We start from the raw sequence: 16992 nt of genomic DNA, 5'->3' as shown, positions 1-16992 counted from the left end.
GGGGGTGCGGTGAGCGGGGGCAGGTCAGGCATCGGTCTTTCCTGTGACGAGGTCGTGTGCGACGGCGCCGGCGCCGACCACGCACACCCCCGCGCCGAGCTGTGCGAGCTCGATGCGGGCGGCGCGGGCCGCGGGAGGCATGGCGTCCCTGGCGACGGCGGCGGCGACGGGGTCGAGAAGCCGGGCGCCGGAACGGGTGACGCCGCCGCCGAGGACGACGAGCTCCGGTTCGAAGGCGTTCACGAGGTCGGTGATCGCGGTGCCGAGCGCCCCTGTGGTCTCGTCCCAGATCTCGTTCGCGAGCGCGTCACCGGCGGCCGCCGCGAGGGAGACGTCCTCGGCCGTCGGGGACTCGACGGCGGACAGGGACGAGGCGCGCCCGGCGGCGACGGCCTCGCGGGCGCGCTCGGCGATGGAGGTGCCGGACGCGTACGCCTCCAGGCAGCCCAGCCGGCCGCACGAGCAGGCGCGCCCGCCGGGCCTGACCATCACGTGGCCCAGTTCGCCGCCGTTGCCGGCCGCGCCCCGGTGCAGGCGCCCGCCGATGACGGAGCCGCCGCCGACGCCGGTCGACACGGTGAGGTAGAGCATCGTGGACGTGCCGCGGCCCGCTCCATGGCGGAATTCGCCCAGCGCGGCGGCCGTGGCATCGTTCTCAAGCGCGGACGGGACGCCGAACGCCTCCGTCGCCATCGCGCCGATCGGGATGTCGATCCACCCGGGCAGGTGCGGCGGGCACTCCAGCACGCCGGCCGCCGCGTCGAGCGGCCCGCCGCAGGAGATGCCGACCGCCGCCACGTGGGGCACGCCCGCCTCGGCGATGGCCTTCCTGCCCAGGTCGAAGAGCCTGGACAGCACCCGCCGCGGCCCCTCGTCCCTGAGGGTGGGGGTGAGCTGCCAGCCGTGGATCCGGCCGTCGCCGGTGACGACGCCCGCGGCGAGTTTGGTGCCGCCGATGTCCAGCGACAGAACGGGGGGAAGATCGTGCTCCATTGGGCCTCCGACGGGAACGGGCGCCGCACCAGGACTGTGACATCGTTCCCACACGGGGATCCTAGGGCGACCTTTCCCCACGGGTCAACGCGGCATATGCCGAAATGTCAGATCTCGGGGGGCGGTGCGGTGGACTCGCGGCTGATCAGCCGCACGTTGAGCACCGTGGTGACCGAGTCGGCCTCGGGCATCTCGATCCGCTCCGACAAGCGGCGTACGGCGGTCGCGCCGAGCCCGTACGTGTTCTGCGAGACCGCGCTGACCGTGGGCGAGACCATGCTCATCCAGGGCGTGTCGTCGAAGGCCACGAGGCTGATGTCGCCGGGCACCCGCAGCCCCAGCTCGCCGATCGCCCGCCAGACGCCCTCGGCGAGCACGTTGTTGGCCGCGAAGACGGCCGTGGGCCGGTCGGGCCCGCGCAGCATGTCGAGCGCCCTGCGCCGGGAGTCGGCGACGTCCCAGCCCGACGAGACGACCAGCTCGGGCTCGACCTTGATGCCGCCGGCCGCGAGCGCTTCGAGATAGCCCTGGTAGCGCTCGTAGCCGGTGGTCCAGTCGGTCTCGTCGATGAACAGCGCAATCCGGCGGTGACCCAGCTCGACCAGGTGGGAGGTGGCCGTGCGGGCGCCGACGCGGTTGCCGACCACGACGCCGTCGGTCGAGCCCGCCGCGAACTGCCGGTCGACCTCGACGACCGGGATGCCGTGGGCGCTCAGGTAGGTGGAGACCGCCGAGGAGTTGGGCGTCACGACCACGCCGGCCACCCGGAGCGCCACGAGCGCCTCCGCGGCCTCGCTCTCCGCCTCGGCCGACAGGCTCGTGTCCGCCAGGACCATCGTGTAGCCGCGCTCGCGGGCCTCCCTGCTGGCCCCCGCGGCCAGCTCCGCGTAGAACGGGTTGCGCAAGTCGCTCACCAGGACGCCGACGGACCTGCTCACCTGCTGCTTGAGCGTGCGGGCCATCACGTCGGGCACGTAGCCGAGCTCGGCCGCCGCCCGGAGCACCCGCTCGCGCACGTCGCTGGCCGCGTAGCCCCGGCCGGTCAGTGCCCGGGAGACGGTGGAGCGCGAGACGCCGGCGGCCTCCGCGACGTCCTTGATCGTGGGACGCCGCGAACGGCTGGGGGACGGGCGCCGCTCTACGGTCATCGATTCCCTTCCCCGACCACGTCGACCAGCGCCTCGGCGTGCTGCCCGAGACGCAGGTCGCCGATGGTCACATCGACGGCGAGGCGTACGCGGCGCCGCGGCACGGCGTCCGCGCCGAGACGGAGGTGCACCTGATCCATACCCCCTCCGTCCAGCCTCAGCGTCGAAGGCCCGGCCTCGCGCCGCCAGCCCGGCGGGACGACCGGCTCCACGGTGACCGTCGCCTTGCCCGGCCAGGGGTTGCGCACCGTGGCCGTCAGCGTGATCTCGCCCCCGGCGGGGACGCTCGAATAGTAGGGGGTCAGGCGGCACAGCACCGTGTCGGCCCCCACATCGAGCCGGTCGAGCGGGAGCAGGTCGTGGTGGAGGGCGACGAGCTCCTCGCCGCGCTCGGTGAGCATGCGCAGGTAGTCGTCGTCCACCCAGCGGGGCCGCCAGTGGCCGCTGACCATGAGGTCGGGGCGGAGCCGCCGGTAGAGCGCGGCGCTCCTGCGGTAGTCCTCGATCCTGAACCTGTTCTTGTACTGGAAGTTCAGGATCTCCTGGCGCTCCCCCGGGATGCCGCTCCCGTCCTGCTGGTCGCCGGTGACCAGCACCCGGTGCCCGTCCACCTCGAACTCGTACGCCGCCGCGAACAGCGTGTGCCCCGGCAGGTCGTGCACCGTGATCTCGTACTCGTGCCACCGCACCGTCTCCCCCAGCTCCAGCACCCGGTCGGCGGGGATCGGGTCGAACCACTGGCAGGGCAGGTCGTGGTGGAGCGGCGTGGCCAGGATCGGGGCGATGTGGGACGGCGCCCAGATCTCGGTGCCCTCGACGTCGCGCAGCAGGGGCATGCCCGCCACGTGATCGTCGTGGTAGTGGGTGGGCAGCGCCACCTCGACCTCGGTGACGCCGTGGAGCTCGCGCAGCGCGGGCAGCGACGCCAGCCACGGCCGGCGGGCCTCACGCGCGGTGCTGTGCACCAGGCCGGTGCACATGTCGTAGCCGAAGTCGAACACCATGGCCGCGCCCGACTCCGACAGCAGGACATAGCTGTAGGACTGGCTGCTCCTGTTCATCAGCAGGTGGGGGGTGACCTCGATGAACGGCTCGGCCAGCAGCCCGCGCACGTTCCAGGGGTGCGGGCGGCGGAAGTCGACGTAGCGCTGCATGGCCGTGGACAGCCGCGCGAGCGCGTCCGCGGGGTCGGTCATCGGCTCGCCGTGCGAGGGCAGCAGCACGTCGAGCTCCTCCCGCTGGAGCAGCTCGGAGCTCAGGACGACCATCGCGGGGCCTTCGTTCTCGGTGTAGGACCACTGGGTGGCGGCCAGCGACCACACCTTTCCCGGCGCGTAGATCAGGTCGCCGGTGAAGGCCGCCTTCGTGCCGCCGGCCTCCACCAGGTAGCTGACGGAGCCAGGAGTGTGGCCGGGGGTGGGCAGGACGCGGACGTCCACGCCGCCGTAGCGGGCCGTGCGGTATTCGGGCACCACGCCGTCGACCCGCACCGGCTCCAGCAAGGAGAACCGGTCGTCGCGCAGGTCGTAGTCGTTGCTGATGCGCCGCCCCTGCCACATGTCGCCGACCTTCTCGAACAGGTCGCGCTCGACCGGCGGCACGTGCACGGCCACGCCCGCCTCCACCGCCTTGGCCAGGCCTTGTGCCTGGTCACGGTGGTGGTGTGTCATGAGTACATCGGTGAGCCGGTCGAGGCCGAGCTCTTCCAGGAGGTCGAGCACACGGCCGGAGCCGAAGTCGATGGCGATCCCGGTGCGTTCCGCTCCCGGCCGGGCGGGAGCCGCGATGACATAGACGTGGCAGGTGTCCAAAACTCGGAACACCCCGGGCAAAACTTCGGTCACATCCTCGCTCACGGGGCGAGATTGTATCCGGTATCGTTCCCACAATGCATGCCCTGGACTGGATCGTCCCCCATCCGAAAACGACCGCGATCGGCCGGTCGCACGTTGACCTGAGCGGGTGCCGCATCCAGCCCGGCCCCGCCACCGCCACCGCCGCCCTGCGCGCTCTCGGGTCCGCGAACGCGCCCGGGGGGCGGGACGTCCCACCGGCCGGGGCGCCGGGTGACGCTGTGGCGGTTGAGGTGCGGGTGGACGCCGGAGCGGGTCTGCCGCCGGAGGGATACACGCTGAGCGCCGCCCGCGACCGCGTGCTGATCGTCGGCGCGGACCCCGCGGGCGCCTTCTACGGCGCGCAGACGCTGCTCGCCCTGGCGGCGCCCCCATGGCCCCCGTGCTCCGACCATCGGGTGTGCGTGCCGGAGGCCGAGATACGCGACTGGCCGGACCTGCCGCTCCGGGGCACCATCGAGGGTTTCTACGGCACTCCGTGGACCCACGCCGACCGCATGGAACACCTGCGCTTCTCCGGCAGGCACAAGCTCAACGCCTACGTCTACGCCCCCAAGGACGACCCCTTCCACCGGGAGCGGTGGCGGGAGCCGTACCCGGAGGAGGAGCTGGCCAGGCTGGCCGAGCTCGTGGCGGAGGCGGCGGCGCGGCACGTCAGGTTCGTGTTCGCGCTGAGCCCCGGCCTGTCGATGGTCTACAGCGACGCCGGTGAGCGGGCGGCGCTGCGGGCGAAGGCGGAGCAGGTGTGGAAGGTGGGCGTCAGGGAGTTCGCGCTGCTGTTCGACGACATCCCGCCCGAGCTGCGGCACGAGCCCGACCGGCAGGCGTTCGGCACGCGGGAGGGCGCGAGCGCCGGCGCCCACGCGGCCGTCTGCCGCGACTTCGCCGCGGAGTTCCTCGCCGTCCGCGGGGCCGACCGGCCGCTGACCATGGTGCCCACCGACTACGCCGGCACCGGCAGGACCGCCTACCGCGACCGGCTCGCCGCCGAGCTGCCGCCCGACGTGCTGGTCTGGTGGACCGGGTCCGACGTGGTGGTCGGCGAGATCTCCGCGCGCGACATGACCGCCGCCGCGGCCTCCTACGGCCACCGCGTCGCCCTGTGGGACAACTTCCCGGTCAACGACTTCGACTTCGACCGGGTCTTCCTGGGCCCGCTGGTCGGGCGGGCGACGGAGCTGGACGGCGTCCCGCTGGAGGGCATCACGGCCAACCCGATGGTGGAGGCGGCGGCGTCCCGGATCGCGCTCACGACCGTGGCCGACTACGCCTGGCACCCGGCGGCCTACGATCCGGCCCGGTCCCACGAGCGCGCCGTACGGTTGCTGCCGGGCGTCGCGGAGCTGCTGCCGCTGGTGGAGGCGTGCTCGTCCTGGCCTCCTGGCGCCGACCAGAGCCCGGTGCTCACCACCCTGTGCGCGGACGCGCTGAAGGGCGAGCCGTCCGTACGGCTGCGCGCCGAGCTGACCCGGCTGGCCGAGCTGCCGCTGGACGCGCCTGGGCCGATCGCCGCGGAGCTGGCCCGCTGGGTGGCGGCCGCCAAGGACATGGCCGTGGCGGGCCTGACGGCCCTCGACCTGCTCGGCGTCGCCCAGGAAGCCCGTCAGGCCCGTGCCCCCGCCGTGGCGCGGGCCCTGGCCAGGGCCGAGGAGCACAAGGCGAACGTCCTGCGCCGGGTGATCCCGCCGTTCGTCCGGGCCGCCCTGGAACAGGCCGGTCACCACGCCGCCCCCTGACCGCGCCGGTCCTCACGGCGTGACGCGCCGACCGCTCAGGACCCCGGCGTGAGACGCTGACCGCGCCGGCCCTCTGGGGCGCGCCTGGGCCGCGCGGTCCTCGCAGCGGCGCTCTCCACCACCCGGGCGCGCCGCCGACGTCAGAGGGAGAGCACCTGACCGGCGGCGGACAGGTCGTCCTGAAGGGCGGCGACGTCGATGTCCTGCACCGCCTTGCCGCTCCCCGCGGCCTGCGCCGCGGCCAGCCCGGCGGCGTGGCCGAGCATCTGGTACTGCACCTCCATCCGGATGGAGGAGAACGCCACGTGCGAGGCCGACAGGCACACCGGCACCACGAGGTTGCCGCACTCCGCCCGCCGGGGCACGATCGCCGCGTACGGGATCTGGTAGGGGGCGACCCCCACCGACAGGTAGCCCTCGGTGACGACCATCGGCACCGGGTCGGGATGCTCGTACACCTGCCGCCAGGTCCGCTGCACCTCGCGGATGTCGAGGTGGTACGACCCCATGGCGATGGCGTCCGCCTGCGGGCGGCTCCGGACGAGGTCGTGCTCCGTCAGGTGCGTGTCCCCCAGCATCCGCCGCGCCTCGCGCACGTACAGCTGGTGCGGCAGGTGGCCGGTGTCGGCGAACTCGTCGGGCGGCAGCCCCCAGCGCCCCAGCTCGGCCCGCACGCTCGCGGGCACCTCGGGGTCGTGGGTGAGGAAGTACAGCAGGTCCTGGGCGTGATGCAGGTGGTGCAGCCGGATGCGCTCGCGCTCGTCGGGGCCGGCGTCGGGGTAGTCCCAGGCGGAGCGGTCGAGCACGCTGAGGGAGAACGGCCCGAGCGAGTTGCCGTCGCACTTGCCGCCCGGGAGGTTCGGCTCCAGGCCGACGAGGCGCCCGGCGCGGGGCTCGACGCCCTGCTCGCGCCAGTGGCGGAACAACCGCCGCCCGAGCTCCCAGTGCTCCTCGTCGTAGCCGGGCCGCCGCTCGATCGGGATGCGGTCGGCGGCGCTGGTCAGGCAGACGCGGTAGCCGTACGACATGACGCCGCCGTCGCCGGCGCCCACCTCGGCCATGGGCGCGTCGGCGACCTGCGGCAGCAGCGTGCCGTCGGCGCGGAAGGGTGAGATCCACGGCGGGAAGTTGTGCATGCCGGGCACGACCTCGCGCCGCCCGGCGAAGGTCTCCCCGTGCAGCGTGCGGTCCTCCCTGCCGACCCGGTACGACACGCCCGCGGCGGCCATCAGGTCGCCCTCGTAGCTCGCGTCCACGAAGGCGCCGGCGGTGTAGTCGCCCTGGTGGGTGACGACGGAGAAGATCCGCTCCCCTGAGGTGACCACCGTGCGCAGCGGGGCGTCGTACACGACCTCCACGCCGGCGCGTTCCAGCCACGACACGAGGATGCCCTCGGCGACGTGCGGCTCCGGCCCGGCGTAGTGGCCGGGCGCCACGCCGTAGGCGTCGGCGACGGCCCTGCGGAACTCGGCGGCCATCCCGCCCAGCACTCGGGGGTCGCCGATGTCGGTGTAGCCGAGCCCGCCGGAGGTCATGCCGCCGACGTGCCGGCCGGGTTCGAGCAGCACGGTGTCGAGGCTGCGGCGGGCGGCCGCGACGGCGGCGCACACGCCCGCCGACGTCGCGCCGTACACGACGACCTCGGCCTGCCTCATCGCCGCCACCACGCCGCCACCTGGCGCAGGTCGTCGCCGGTGATCGGCTCGCCGGTGTTGTCGATGGACTCCACGTAGTAGAGGGCGGGCACGCCGAGCGACGGTTGCGCCCGCGCGTAGGCGAGCCAGTCGGCCCGGCTCGGCATGGGCCACTGGTCGGTGTCGACGAGGTGCTCCGGCATGGCGTGGACGGCCACCGCGTGGCGGAAGCGGAGCTGGTCGACGGCGGGCACGGGCTCGCCGCGGGCGTCGAGCTCCAGCACGTCGTTGAGCCGGATCATGTCGCTGACGTCGCCGAACGCGGGGTGCGGGGTGTGGGTGATCATCAGGGCGTCGGGTTTGACGCGTTTGGCGGCGGCGTACATGGTGCCGAGCAGTTCGTGCAGGAGGGAGAACCCCCACGTGGAGCCGTACGCCTTGAGGTGCGACCCGCTGGGGAACCACTGCGTGAAGTCGATCTTGAATCCGTCGGCGTCGAGGTCGCCGAGGAGCCGGCGCATGATCTCGCCGATCCTGCGCCGGTAGGCGGGGTTCGACGGGTCGGCGGCCACGGCGCGGCCCGCGGCGTCGGTCACGCACTCCTCGGCGGGCAGCCCGTCGGGCGACCACGCGCGCCACCACAGCAGCACCCGCTGCCCGCGCGCGTGCCGGTCGGCGATCCACTCGCGCAGCCCGGGCCACTTGTCGGGGTCGGGCTCCAGGTTGCCGTAGGTGAGCTGCCACCGGTCGTCGATGACGATGGTGGCGGGCACCACGCCGTGCTCCTCCAGCCTGGCCAGCCACGCGTCGTAGAGGTCCTGACGGGACAGCTCGACCGGTGAGCGTCCGTCGGCCCGCGCGCACTGGGCGCCCCAGCCGCAGAAGATCGTCCCGCTCCACCAGTCGTGCCGCTCCCCGGCCGGTCCCCGCGGGGCCAGGCCGTGCTCGACGAGGTCCTCCCGGTGGTGGGAGATGGCCTCCCAGGGGGACGACGCGGCCCGGAACACCACGGCCGGCGACGTCCACGCGCCGCTCACCGCCGTCTGGCACTCGTAGTCCAGCCGCAGCAGGGCGCCGCCGTCGAGCGGCTCGTACCGGAGCTCGGTGAAGGTCATATCCGCGATCCCGGCGCGCACCGAGGCGCCCAGCCAGGGGCCGTCCGGGACGGAGGTGGCGCCGCCGTCGGGCTCCTCCTTGCTGAAGGCCAGGGCCAGCGGCGGCGGCGAGAAGACGGCGTGCAGGCGGCCCGGCGAGGCGTCGCCGATCACGGTGAGGGCGAGCGGCGCCGACACCGGCCGCACCACGTGCACCGGATGCGTGGGCGTGGGGTTGAAGACGCCGCGCGCGTGCACCGCCGAGCGGAACGTGCCGGCCGCGCGGGTGTTGAGCACGGCCCGCCCGCCGAGCAGCGTCACGTCGCCGATCACGCCGTCGCCCTCGACCCGCACCTCCAGCGCGATCGTCTCGGGGGTGCAGGTGAGGCGGACGGTCTTGGCCTCCCACGCGGTCGAACGCTGAGGGAAGTCGAAGACGGCCACGTCGCCGCGCTCGGCGAGCACGGGTGGCAGGGTCTCGTACGTCTCGTCGCGGTCGCTCCTGGTGGAGACGGAGGCGACGAGGCTGAGCGTCAGCCAGCCTTCCAGCTCGGCGCTGGGGTCGGTGCGCGAGACGGTCAGCCGGTAGTGCCCGCTGTCCAGGTGGTAGGCGGTGTCCGTGGTGGTGATCCGCATGGTCTAGCCGTAAGCCTCGATCCTGGGCAGGGCGGGGGCGGCGCCGCCCCCGGCGATGAGCCGGGCGTAGTAGCGCCCGGAGTCCTTGACCGTCCGGGCGCCGGTCGCGTAGTCGACGTGGACGAGCCCGAACCTGGGGCGGTAGCCGAGCGCCCACTCGAAGTTGTCCATGAGCGACCAGTGGAGGTAGCCGCGCACGTCGGCACCGGCGTCGATGGCCTCGCCGACGGCCGCGACGTGGTCGCGCAGGAACGCGATCCTGCGGTTGTCGTGGACCTGGCCGTCGTGTGCGGGCGTGTCGCCGAAGACGCCGCCGTTCTCGGTGACCATCAGCGGCGTGCGGGGGAAGCGACGGCTCAGGCCGGTCAGCAGGTCGCGCAGCGCCCCCGCGTTGATCTCCCAGCCTTCGTCGGTCCTGGCCACGTCGCCGCTGGGCCCGACCACCCGCCAGGGGAACGGGGCAGGCGGCGCGGCGGCCATGACGCGCCTGGTGTAGTAGTTGACGCCGAGGAAGTCGCTGCGCCCGCCGATGGCGGCCTCGTCGCCGTCCTGGATGAAGTCCAGGCCGTGGCCGAGCGCCCGCTCCCAGTGCCCGCGCATGTCGGCGGGGTAGCCGCCGGCGAGCAGCGGGTCGAGGTACCACCGGTTGACGTAGCCGTCGGAGCCGGTGGCCGCCGCGCGGTCGGCCTCGCTGCCGGTGGCCGGGTCGCAGGGGAAGAGGCTGAGCGCCGAGCCGGCCAGCACGCCGGGGTGGGCGTGCAGCACGTCGGCCGCCGCGCCGTGGCCGAGCAGCACGTGGTGGCCGGCTTTGACGGCCGTGCCCAGGTCGGCGACGCCGGGGGCGTGCAGGCCGAGCTGGTAGCCGAGCAGCGCGATGATCCACGGCTCGTTCTGGGTGATCCACCAGGTGACCCGGTCGGCGAGCCGCCCGGCGACCGCCTCGGTGTAGGCGGCGAATGCGGCCACGGTGGCACGCTCGGCCCAGCCGCCGGTCAGCGCGGCGGGCATGTCCCAGTGGTTGAGCGTGAGCACGGGCTCCGCCCCGGCTTCGAGCAGCGCGTCGACGAAGCGCTCGTAGTGGTCGAGCGCCTTCGGGTCGGGGCGCACGCCGTCGGGCATGACCCGCGACCAGCCGGTGGAGAAGCGGTAGGCGCGCAGCCCGAGCTCCTTGACCAGCTCGACGTCCTCACGCCAGCGCAGGTAGGAGTCGCACGCCCGGGAGCCGTCGCCGCCGCCCTCCACGGCGCCGGGCCGCCGGCAGAACGTGTCCCACACCGACTCGCCCCTGCCGTGGTGGCCCTCGATCTGGTACGCGGACGTGCCCGCGCCCCAGAGGAATCCCGCGGGAAAACTCACCCCTTGCTCCCTGTGGTCGCGATGCCCTTGACGAAGTGTTTCTGGCCGAGGAAGAACAGGATGATCATCGGGATGGTGGTGATCACGCTGGCCGTCATGACGATCTCCCAGTGCCATTCGCCGCCGAACCCGAACTGGTCGAGCAGCGCCTTCAGCCCGCGCGGCACGGTGAACGTGCTGGAGTCGCGCAGGTAGATGAGCGGCCGCATCAGGTCGGTCCAGGCCGCCTGGAACTCGAACAGCAGCGTCACCACGACCGCCGGCTTGCACAGCGGCAGGGCGACCCTGGTGAAGATCTGCCAGTTGTTCGCGCCGTCGATCTTCGCCGCCTCGAACGGCTCGCGCGGCAGCCCGAGGAAGAACTGGCGCAGCAGGAAGATGTAGAAGGCGCTGCCGAACAGGTTCTGGGCCCACAGCGGGGTCAGCGTGCCGACCATGCCGAGGGAGTTCCAGATGAGGAAGACCGGGATCATGGTGACCGCGCCCGGCAACATCATCGTGCCGAGCACGACGCCGAACAGCGCGCCCCTGCCGGGGAAGCGGAAGTAGGCGAAGCCCCACGCCACCATCGCGCTCGTGATCGTCACGGCCACCGCCGCCAGCACGGTCACGAAGAGCGTGTTCAGCATCCACAGCGCCAGCGGCGCCTCCTGCCAGACCTGGATGTAGTTGTCGAAGGTGAACGTCTCGGGGATCAGCCGGTGGTCGAACACCTCGCTGCGCGGCTTGAAGGAGGCGCTGAGCAGCCAGACGAACGGGTAGATGAACGCGATGGCGAACGCGCTCAGCGCGGTCCACGTCAGGATCAGCCGGGCGCGCCTCACGGGTTCCCCCCTTCATAGTGGACGAACCGCCTGGTCACCAGGATCTGCACGACCGTGATCGCCATGATCACGATGAACAGCAGCCAGGCCAGGGCCGAGGCGTAGCCCATGTGCAGGAACTCGAAGGCCTGCTGGAACAGGTAGATGGCGTAGAACAGCGCTGCGTCGTTGCTGTAGGTGGTGTTGCCCGAGCCGAAGAAGGCGGTGTACGCCTCCGTGAACGACTGCAGGGCGTTGATGCTGTCCACGATGAACAGGAAGAACAGCGTGGGGCTGATCATCGGCACGGTGATGCGCAGCGTGCGCTTCCACCATCCGGCCCCGTCGACGACGGCGGAGTCGTACAGCTCCTGGGGGACGCCGCGCAGCGCGGCCAGGATGATGACCACCGACGACCCGACGGTCCACAGGCTCATCAGCACCAGGCCTGGCTTGACCCAGTTGGGGTCGGTGGTCCAGGCGGGCCCGTCGATGCCGAAGATGCCGAGGAAGCCGTTGATCAGGCCGCTCTGCCCGTTGAACAGCATCAGCAGCAGGATGCCGACGGCGACCGGCGGCGTCATCTTGGGCAGGAAGAAGGCCGTGCGGAAGAAGCCCGTGGCCCTCGTGGCGCTGTTGAGCAGCAGCGCCAGGCCCAGGGACACGACCAGCTGGGTCGGGACCGACATCACCATGAAGATGAACGTGTTCCTGAGCGCCAGCCCGACCTTGGGATCCTCGAAGAGGGTCTTGTAGTTGTCGAACCCGACGAACGACGGGTCGTTGATCACGTCGTAGTCGGTCAGCGACAGGTAGGCGCTGTTGATGACGGGCCACGCGGTGAAGATCAGGAATCCGAGGATCCACGGGCTGATGAACAGCAGCGCCGCCCGTGTCTCGACGAACCGCATGGACGTCCGGAGCCGGGGCCGGGAGTGGGAGCGGAGCATCTCAGTTCGTACGCTTCGTCCAGCCGGCCCATGCCTCGTCGAGCGCCTTCTGAGCGTCCTGCTGGGCCTTGTCGAGCGCGGCCTTCGGCTCGTCCTGGCCGTTGAGCACCCGGTTCACGGCGCCCTGCCAGGCGTCCTTGAACTCCTTGTCGGCCGGGTTGGCGGGAAGGCTGAAGGTGTTCTCGTTGGCCTCGTAGACGGCCTTGACGCCCGCGTCCCAGGGCTCGCCGCCCGAGGTGAGCATCTTCTCGATCTCCGCGTCGGCCTTGACGTTGCCGGTGAGCACGCCGGTGAACGGCTTGCCGTCGGCCTTGCGCTTGTCCAGGCGGGCCTGGGCGGCGGCCTTCCAGGTGTCCACGAGCGTCATGGTCTTGGCGAAGCGGCAGGCGGCGCCGGGGTTCTTGGAGCCCTTGGGGATGGCCCACGACGAGCCGGACGAGTAGGCCAGTGGCTGGCCCTGCGGGGTGCGGAAGGTGTCGAAGACCAGGGGCGCCTTGGGCGAGACGTCGTTGAGCACGTTGACGTACCACTGCTCCATCGGCATGGCGCCCAGCTCGTTCTTGGCGAACTGGTTGCCCTTGCCGAAGAAGTCGGCGGAGTCGCGCACGGCCTTGACCTTGGCGAAGCCGCCCTGCGCGTCGTAGATGCCGACGGCGAACTCCAGCGCCTTGACCACGGCGGGGTTGTTGAGCTGGGCGGTCCTGCCGTCGGCCGACAGCAGGTCGGCGCCGTTGGCCTTGGCCCACAGGGGCAGGAACTCCGGCAGCTTGCTGTCGTAGCCGATCACCTTGAGCTTGCCGCCAGGGGCCTTGACCAGTTTCTTGGCCGCGGCGGTGACCTTGCTCCAGTCGGAGCCGTTGACGTCCCCGATCGTCAGCCCGGCCTGCTTGAGCAGGTCGGCGTTGGCCATGGTGATCTGGACCTGGTTGAACTCGGGGATGGCCCAGATCTGCTCGCCGAACGTCACCTGGCCGAGCGCGTTCTTGTTGTACATCGAGGTGTCGATCGACTCGCCCTTGATGCACTCGGTCAGCGGCATGATCGCGCCGCGCGAGGCGAAGGTGCCGATCTGGTCGCGGTTGGCGTAGATGATGTCCGGCGGGTCGCCGGCGGCGACCGCGGACAGGAACTGCTGGATGTCGAGGTCACCCTCGATCAGCTTGATCTCCGCGCCGACGAGGGCCTTCTCGGCCAGGTCGACGCGGGTCGTCCCGATCTCGTCGGTCGCGCCGAAGCCCATCACGGAGATGGAGCCGCTGAACGTGGCGCCGGGGTTGAACTGGCCGGCCGACGGGGTCGGCGCGGCGCCGCCACCGGTGCCCTTGGCACACGAGGTGAGGGCCAGCGCCAGGGACACCGACAGGACGGACCAGCGGACGAGGGGGGATCTCATGGGGTTTCGCCTCCACACTGAGCAAGCGGGGCATCAGGCATGCTGATGACGGCCACGTGGCGCCAGGCCAGTGTGGCAACGTTCACACATCTGAGAACGTACCCATACCGCTGAAATCCCGTCAACCACTCTTTTCACTGCGTTTCGGTGTCGTTAGCGACAAGAACGGATGTGAGACACCTGCTCAAGTGTCCACAAACCCCTACCAGACAGCACAAAGGGCCCGGCCTTGGGAGGCCGGGCCCTCGGAGGAGAAAGGTGTCAGTGCTTGACGGCCTTCTCCGAGCCGACGCCGGTGAGGGAGCGGACCTCGATCTCGGCGTACTTGGCGGCGTTGTACTCCTTGCTCATGATCGTGCCGAGCCAGCCGCAGAGGAAGCCGAGCGGGATCGAGATGATGCCCGGGTTGCTCAGCGGGAACCAGGAGAAGTCGGAGTCCTTGAACAGCGCCGCGGGACCCCCGGAGACCACCGGCGAGAAGATCACCAGCACCAGGGCGGAGAGCAGGCCGCCGTAGATGGCGCTGACCGCGCCGGTGGTGTTGAACCTCTTCCAGAACAGGCTGTAGAGGATCGCCGGCAGGTTGCCCGAAGCGGCGACGGCGAACGCCAGCGCCACCAGGAAGGCGACGTTCTGGCTCTGCGCCAGGATGCTCAGGCCGATGGCGATGGCGCCGATCACCAGGGCGGAGATCCGTGCCACCACGACCTCCTGCCGCTCGCTGGCCTGGCCGCGCCGGAAGACGTGCGCGTACAGGTCGTGGGCGAAGCTGGAGGAGGAGGCGAGCGTGAGGCCGGCCACCACCGCGAGGATCGTGGCGAAGGCGACGGCGCCGATGAAGGCCAGCAGGATCGTGCCGCCCACCGGGCCGAAGATCTCCTCACCGATCCGCAACGCGAGCAGCGGCGCCGCCGTGTTGCCTCCCGGGTCACCGGCGACGATCTCCTCCCGGCCGACCAGGGCCGCCGCGCCGAAGCCCAGCACCAGCGTGAGCAGGTAGAACGCGCCGATGATGCCGATGCCCCAGAGCACGGACTTGCGGGCGTCCTTGGCCGTGGGGACGGTGTAGAAGCGGATGAGGATGTGCGGCAGGCCCGCCGTGCCGAGCACCAGGGCGAGGCCGAGGCTGATCAAGTCGATCTTGCCCGCGAGGCCCTGCGCCTCGGTGCCGTACTTCAGGCCGGGGACGAGGAAGCTGCCGGAGTTGCCCGACGGGCCGCTCGTGGTGGCCGCCTGGCTCAGCAGCGCCGACAGGTTGAAGCCGAACTTGCCCAGCACCAGCAGCGTCACCAGGGCGGCGCCCGTCATCAGCAGCACGGCCTTGACGATCTGCACCCAGGTGGTGCCCTTCATGCCGCCGAACACCACGTACACGATCATCAGCGCGCCGACGCCGATGATCGTCCAGAGCTTGCCCGCCTCCGACTCGATGCCGAGCAGCAGGCCGACCAGGGCGCCCGCGCCGACCATCTGGGCCAGCAGGTAGAAGATGCTGACGACGATCGTGGACACGCCGGCGGCGGTGCGCACCGGGCGCGGGCTCATCCGGAAGGCGAGCACGTCGGCCATGGTGAACTTGCCGGAGTTCCGCATCAACTCGGCCACCAGCAGCAGCGCGACCAGCCACGCCACCAGGAACCCGATCGAGTACAGGAACCCGTCGTAGCCCGACAGGGCGATGATGCCGGCGATGCCGAGGAAGGAGGCGGCCGACATGTAGTCGCCGCCGATCGCCAGGCCGTTCTGCGCGCCGCTGAACGACCGGCCGCCCGCGTAGTAGTCGGCGGCCGTCTTGGTCTGCCGGCTCGCCCAGACGGTGATCCCCAGCGTGGCGGCGACGAACGTGAGGAAGAGGATCATCCCCAAGGTGGTCGAGCTCACTTGGTCTTCTCCTCAACCTCGTGGCGGAGCTTGTCGGCGATAGGGTCGAGCGACTTCTCCGCGTGCCTGGAGTACGCCCACGCGATGAGGAAGGTGGAGACGAACTGCAGCAGGCCCAGGACGAGCCCCACGTTGATGTCGCCCCACAGCTTGATCCCCATGAAGTCGCGCGCCCATCCCGACAGCACCACGTACAGCAGGTACCACGCGAGGAACGCGACGGTCATGGGAAAGGTCCAGCGGCGGAAGCGCCTCTTCAGATCCTGGAACTCAGCGCTCCCCTGCACTTGTTCGTAAACCGATGCGTCATGTTCTTGAGTCGACACGAGCCCTCCACTGTGATGCGGATCACGCCCAACGTAAGAGCGCAACCTACCGGTCGTGGAGATCCGTGGCCGAGTTGTTCGGCGAGCCGCCGCCGTCCGGCGCTTAGTTGGGGATGGCCTGCGGTGAAAGGTCTGTCTGGCGCGGTGAGCGGTTGGCTTTCCCTTTCACCCCTTTACGGCCCCAGCGGTGAGCCCTTCGACGATGTACCGCCGGATAGCGGCGAAGAGCACCAGCGTGGGCAGCACGGAGATCACCGTGGCGGCCGCCATCGAGCCCCAGTCGATGTCGTACTGGGTGATGAAGGAGTTCATGGCCACCGGGATGGTCTTGGCGTCCTCGCTGTCGATGAAGGTGATCGCCAGGAAGAGCTCGTTCCAGCACTGCACGAACGCGAAGATGAACGTGGCCGCGATGCCCGGCAGCATGACCGGGATCACCACCCGCACCATCGCCACCAGCCGCGAGGCGCCGTCCACCTGGGCGGCCTCCTCCAGAGCGACCGGCACCCGCTCGTAGAAACCGCGCATGATGATCGTGGCGAACGGCACCAGCATCGCCACGTACACCAGCATCAGCCCGGACAGCCGGTTGAGCAGGTCGAGATCGGACATGAGCAGGTAGAGCGGCCCGAGCGCGATGAACAGCGGGATCATCTGCGTGACGAGGAACGCCAGCATCACCGCTCCCCTGCCGGGAAAGGCGAAGCGGGCCAGCGTGTAGCCGCCCAGCACGCCGACGGCGGTCACCACCCCCGCCGCGACGAGCGAGACGATCAGGCTGTTCAGCAGGTAGACGCCGAAGTCGGCAAAGGAGAACAGCTCCTCGTAGTGCTCGAACGTCACCTCGCCCGGCCAGTACTTCAGCGGCATCGAGAAGATCTCGGACTTGGGCTTGAGCGAGGTGACGAGGATCCAGTAGAGCGGGAACAGCGTGATCAGCAGCCACGCGCCCAGCACGACGGCCTTCGCCGCGGTCGCGACGTGTCTCATCGTGCCGTTCATCGAACCTCCTCAAGTGTGGAGACCACGGGCTTCAGCCCCGGGGAGGAAACGCGGCACAGCGCCGCAAGTCGAACACACGCACGATTCTTACCCGATCTTGTTGTAAGATGTGATTCGTGGCGCAGATCGTGAAGCGGGCCTACAAGTACCGCTTCCACCCGACCCCCGAGCAAGCCTCCGAGCTTGC

At 70.9% G+C, this 16992-nt stretch carries 14 protein-coding genes; 2 read left to right on the top strand and 12 right to left on the bottom strand.

What is annotated here, in order from left to right:
• Positions 1 to 24: 24 nt before the first annotated feature.
• The 3 genes from E1292_RS43590 to E1292_RS43580 all read right to left on the bottom strand — a co-directional run bounded on the left by E1292_RS43590 (position 25) and on the right by E1292_RS43580 (position 3997).
• Entirely contained in the window at positions 25 to 993 is a 969-nt protein-coding gene (locus E1292_RS43590; protein ID WP_132605467.1) for an ROK family protein, read from the bottom strand.
• A gap of 107 nt (positions 994 to 1100) precedes the next feature.
• Positions 1101 to 2141 carry a LacI family DNA-binding transcriptional regulator gene (locus E1292_RS43585; RefSeq protein ID WP_132605465.1) on the bottom strand — a complete coding sequence of 347 codons (1041 nt, stop codon included), beginning with the start codon at positions 2139 to 2141 and terminating at the stop codon, positions 1101 to 1103.
• Positions 2138 to 3997 (bottom strand): MBL fold metallo-hydrolase, encoded by a 1860-nt coding sequence (locus E1292_RS43580; RefSeq protein WP_220447352.1) that lies wholly within the window; start codon positions 3995 to 3997, stop codon positions 2138 to 2140. Before E1292_RS43580 ends, E1292_RS43585 begins: the two co-directional genes overlap by 4 nt.
• A 32-nt stretch (positions 3998 to 4029) precedes the next feature.
• On the opposite strand from E1292_RS43580, the gene E1292_RS43575 reads away from it, so the two are divergent.
• Positions 4030 to 5730, top strand: coding sequence for a glycoside hydrolase family 84 protein (locus tag E1292_RS43575; RefSeq protein WP_132605463.1), 1701 nt, complete (start codon positions 4030 to 4032; stop codon positions 5728 to 5730).
• Positions 5731 to 5870: 140 nt separating this feature from the next.
• Here E1292_RS43575 and E1292_RS43570 read toward each other — a convergent pair whose 3' ends face one another.
• The 9 genes from E1292_RS43570 to E1292_RS43530 form a co-directional block, all read right to left on the bottom strand.
• Positions 5871 to 7397 carry an FAD-dependent oxidoreductase gene (locus E1292_RS43570; protein ID WP_220447351.1) on the bottom strand — a complete coding sequence of 509 codons (1527 nt, stop codon included), beginning with the start codon at positions 7395 to 7397 and terminating at the stop codon, positions 5871 to 5873.
• Complete coding sequence (locus E1292_RS43565; protein WP_132605461.1) at positions 7382 to 9094, bottom strand: alpha-amylase family protein; 1713 nt, start codon at positions 9092 to 9094, stop codon at positions 7382 to 7384. The genes E1292_RS43570 and E1292_RS43565 overlap by 16 nt, the downstream gene beginning before the upstream one ends.
• A gap of 3 nt (positions 9095 to 9097) precedes the next feature.
• Complete coding sequence (locus E1292_RS43560; RefSeq protein ID WP_165975043.1) at positions 9098 to 10450, bottom strand: GH1 family beta-glucosidase; 1353 nt, start codon at positions 10448 to 10450, stop codon at positions 9098 to 9100.
• Positions 10447 to 11274 (bottom strand): carbohydrate ABC transporter permease, encoded by an 828-nt coding sequence (locus E1292_RS54555; protein WP_132605457.1) that lies wholly within the window; start codon positions 11272 to 11274, stop codon positions 10447 to 10449. Before E1292_RS54555 ends, E1292_RS43560 begins: the two co-directional genes overlap by 4 nt.
• Positions 11271 to 12164 (bottom strand): carbohydrate ABC transporter permease, encoded by an 894-nt coding sequence (locus E1292_RS43550; RefSeq protein WP_132605455.1) that lies wholly within the window; start codon positions 12162 to 12164, stop codon positions 11271 to 11273. Before E1292_RS43550 ends, E1292_RS54555 begins: the two co-directional genes overlap by 4 nt.
• A 40-nt stretch (positions 12165 to 12204) precedes the next feature.
• A complete protein-coding gene (locus E1292_RS43545; protein ID WP_132605453.1) occupies positions 12205 to 13596 on the bottom strand; it encodes an ABC transporter substrate-binding protein in 1392 nt (463 codons plus the stop codon).
• Positions 13597 to 13857: 261 nt separating this feature from the next.
• A complete protein-coding gene (locus E1292_RS43540; protein ID WP_220447350.1) occupies positions 13858 to 15477 on the bottom strand; it encodes a monocarboxylic acid transporter in 1620 nt (539 codons plus the stop codon).
• The gene (locus E1292_RS43535; RefSeq protein WP_342775772.1) at positions 15474 to 15764 is read right to left on the bottom strand and encodes a DUF485 domain-containing protein; all 291 of its coding nucleotides are present in this window, start codon (positions 15762 to 15764) and stop codon (positions 15474 to 15476) included. Before E1292_RS43535 ends, E1292_RS43540 begins: the two co-directional genes overlap by 4 nt.
• A gap of 204 nt (positions 15765 to 15968) precedes the next feature.
• Positions 15969 to 16805, bottom strand: coding sequence for a carbohydrate ABC transporter permease (locus E1292_RS43530; protein ID WP_132605449.1), 837 nt, complete (start codon positions 16803 to 16805; stop codon positions 15969 to 15971).
• 116 nt (positions 16806 to 16921) lie between these two features.
• On the opposite strand from E1292_RS43530, the gene E1292_RS55995 reads away from it, so the two are divergent.
• On the top strand, positions 16922 to 16992 hold a 71-nt coding region (locus tag E1292_RS55995), incomplete at its 3' end, for a helix-turn-helix domain-containing protein (protein ID WP_132605469.1).

This window comes from Nonomuraea deserti (genome assembly GCF_004348685.1).
Taxonomy (GTDB): domain Bacteria; phylum Actinomycetota; class Actinomycetes; order Streptosporangiales; family Streptosporangiaceae; genus Nonomuraea; species Nonomuraea deserti.
The sequence above is the reverse complement of the archived record's forward strand: the minus strand, read 5'-3'. Positions and strand labels throughout refer to the sequence as shown.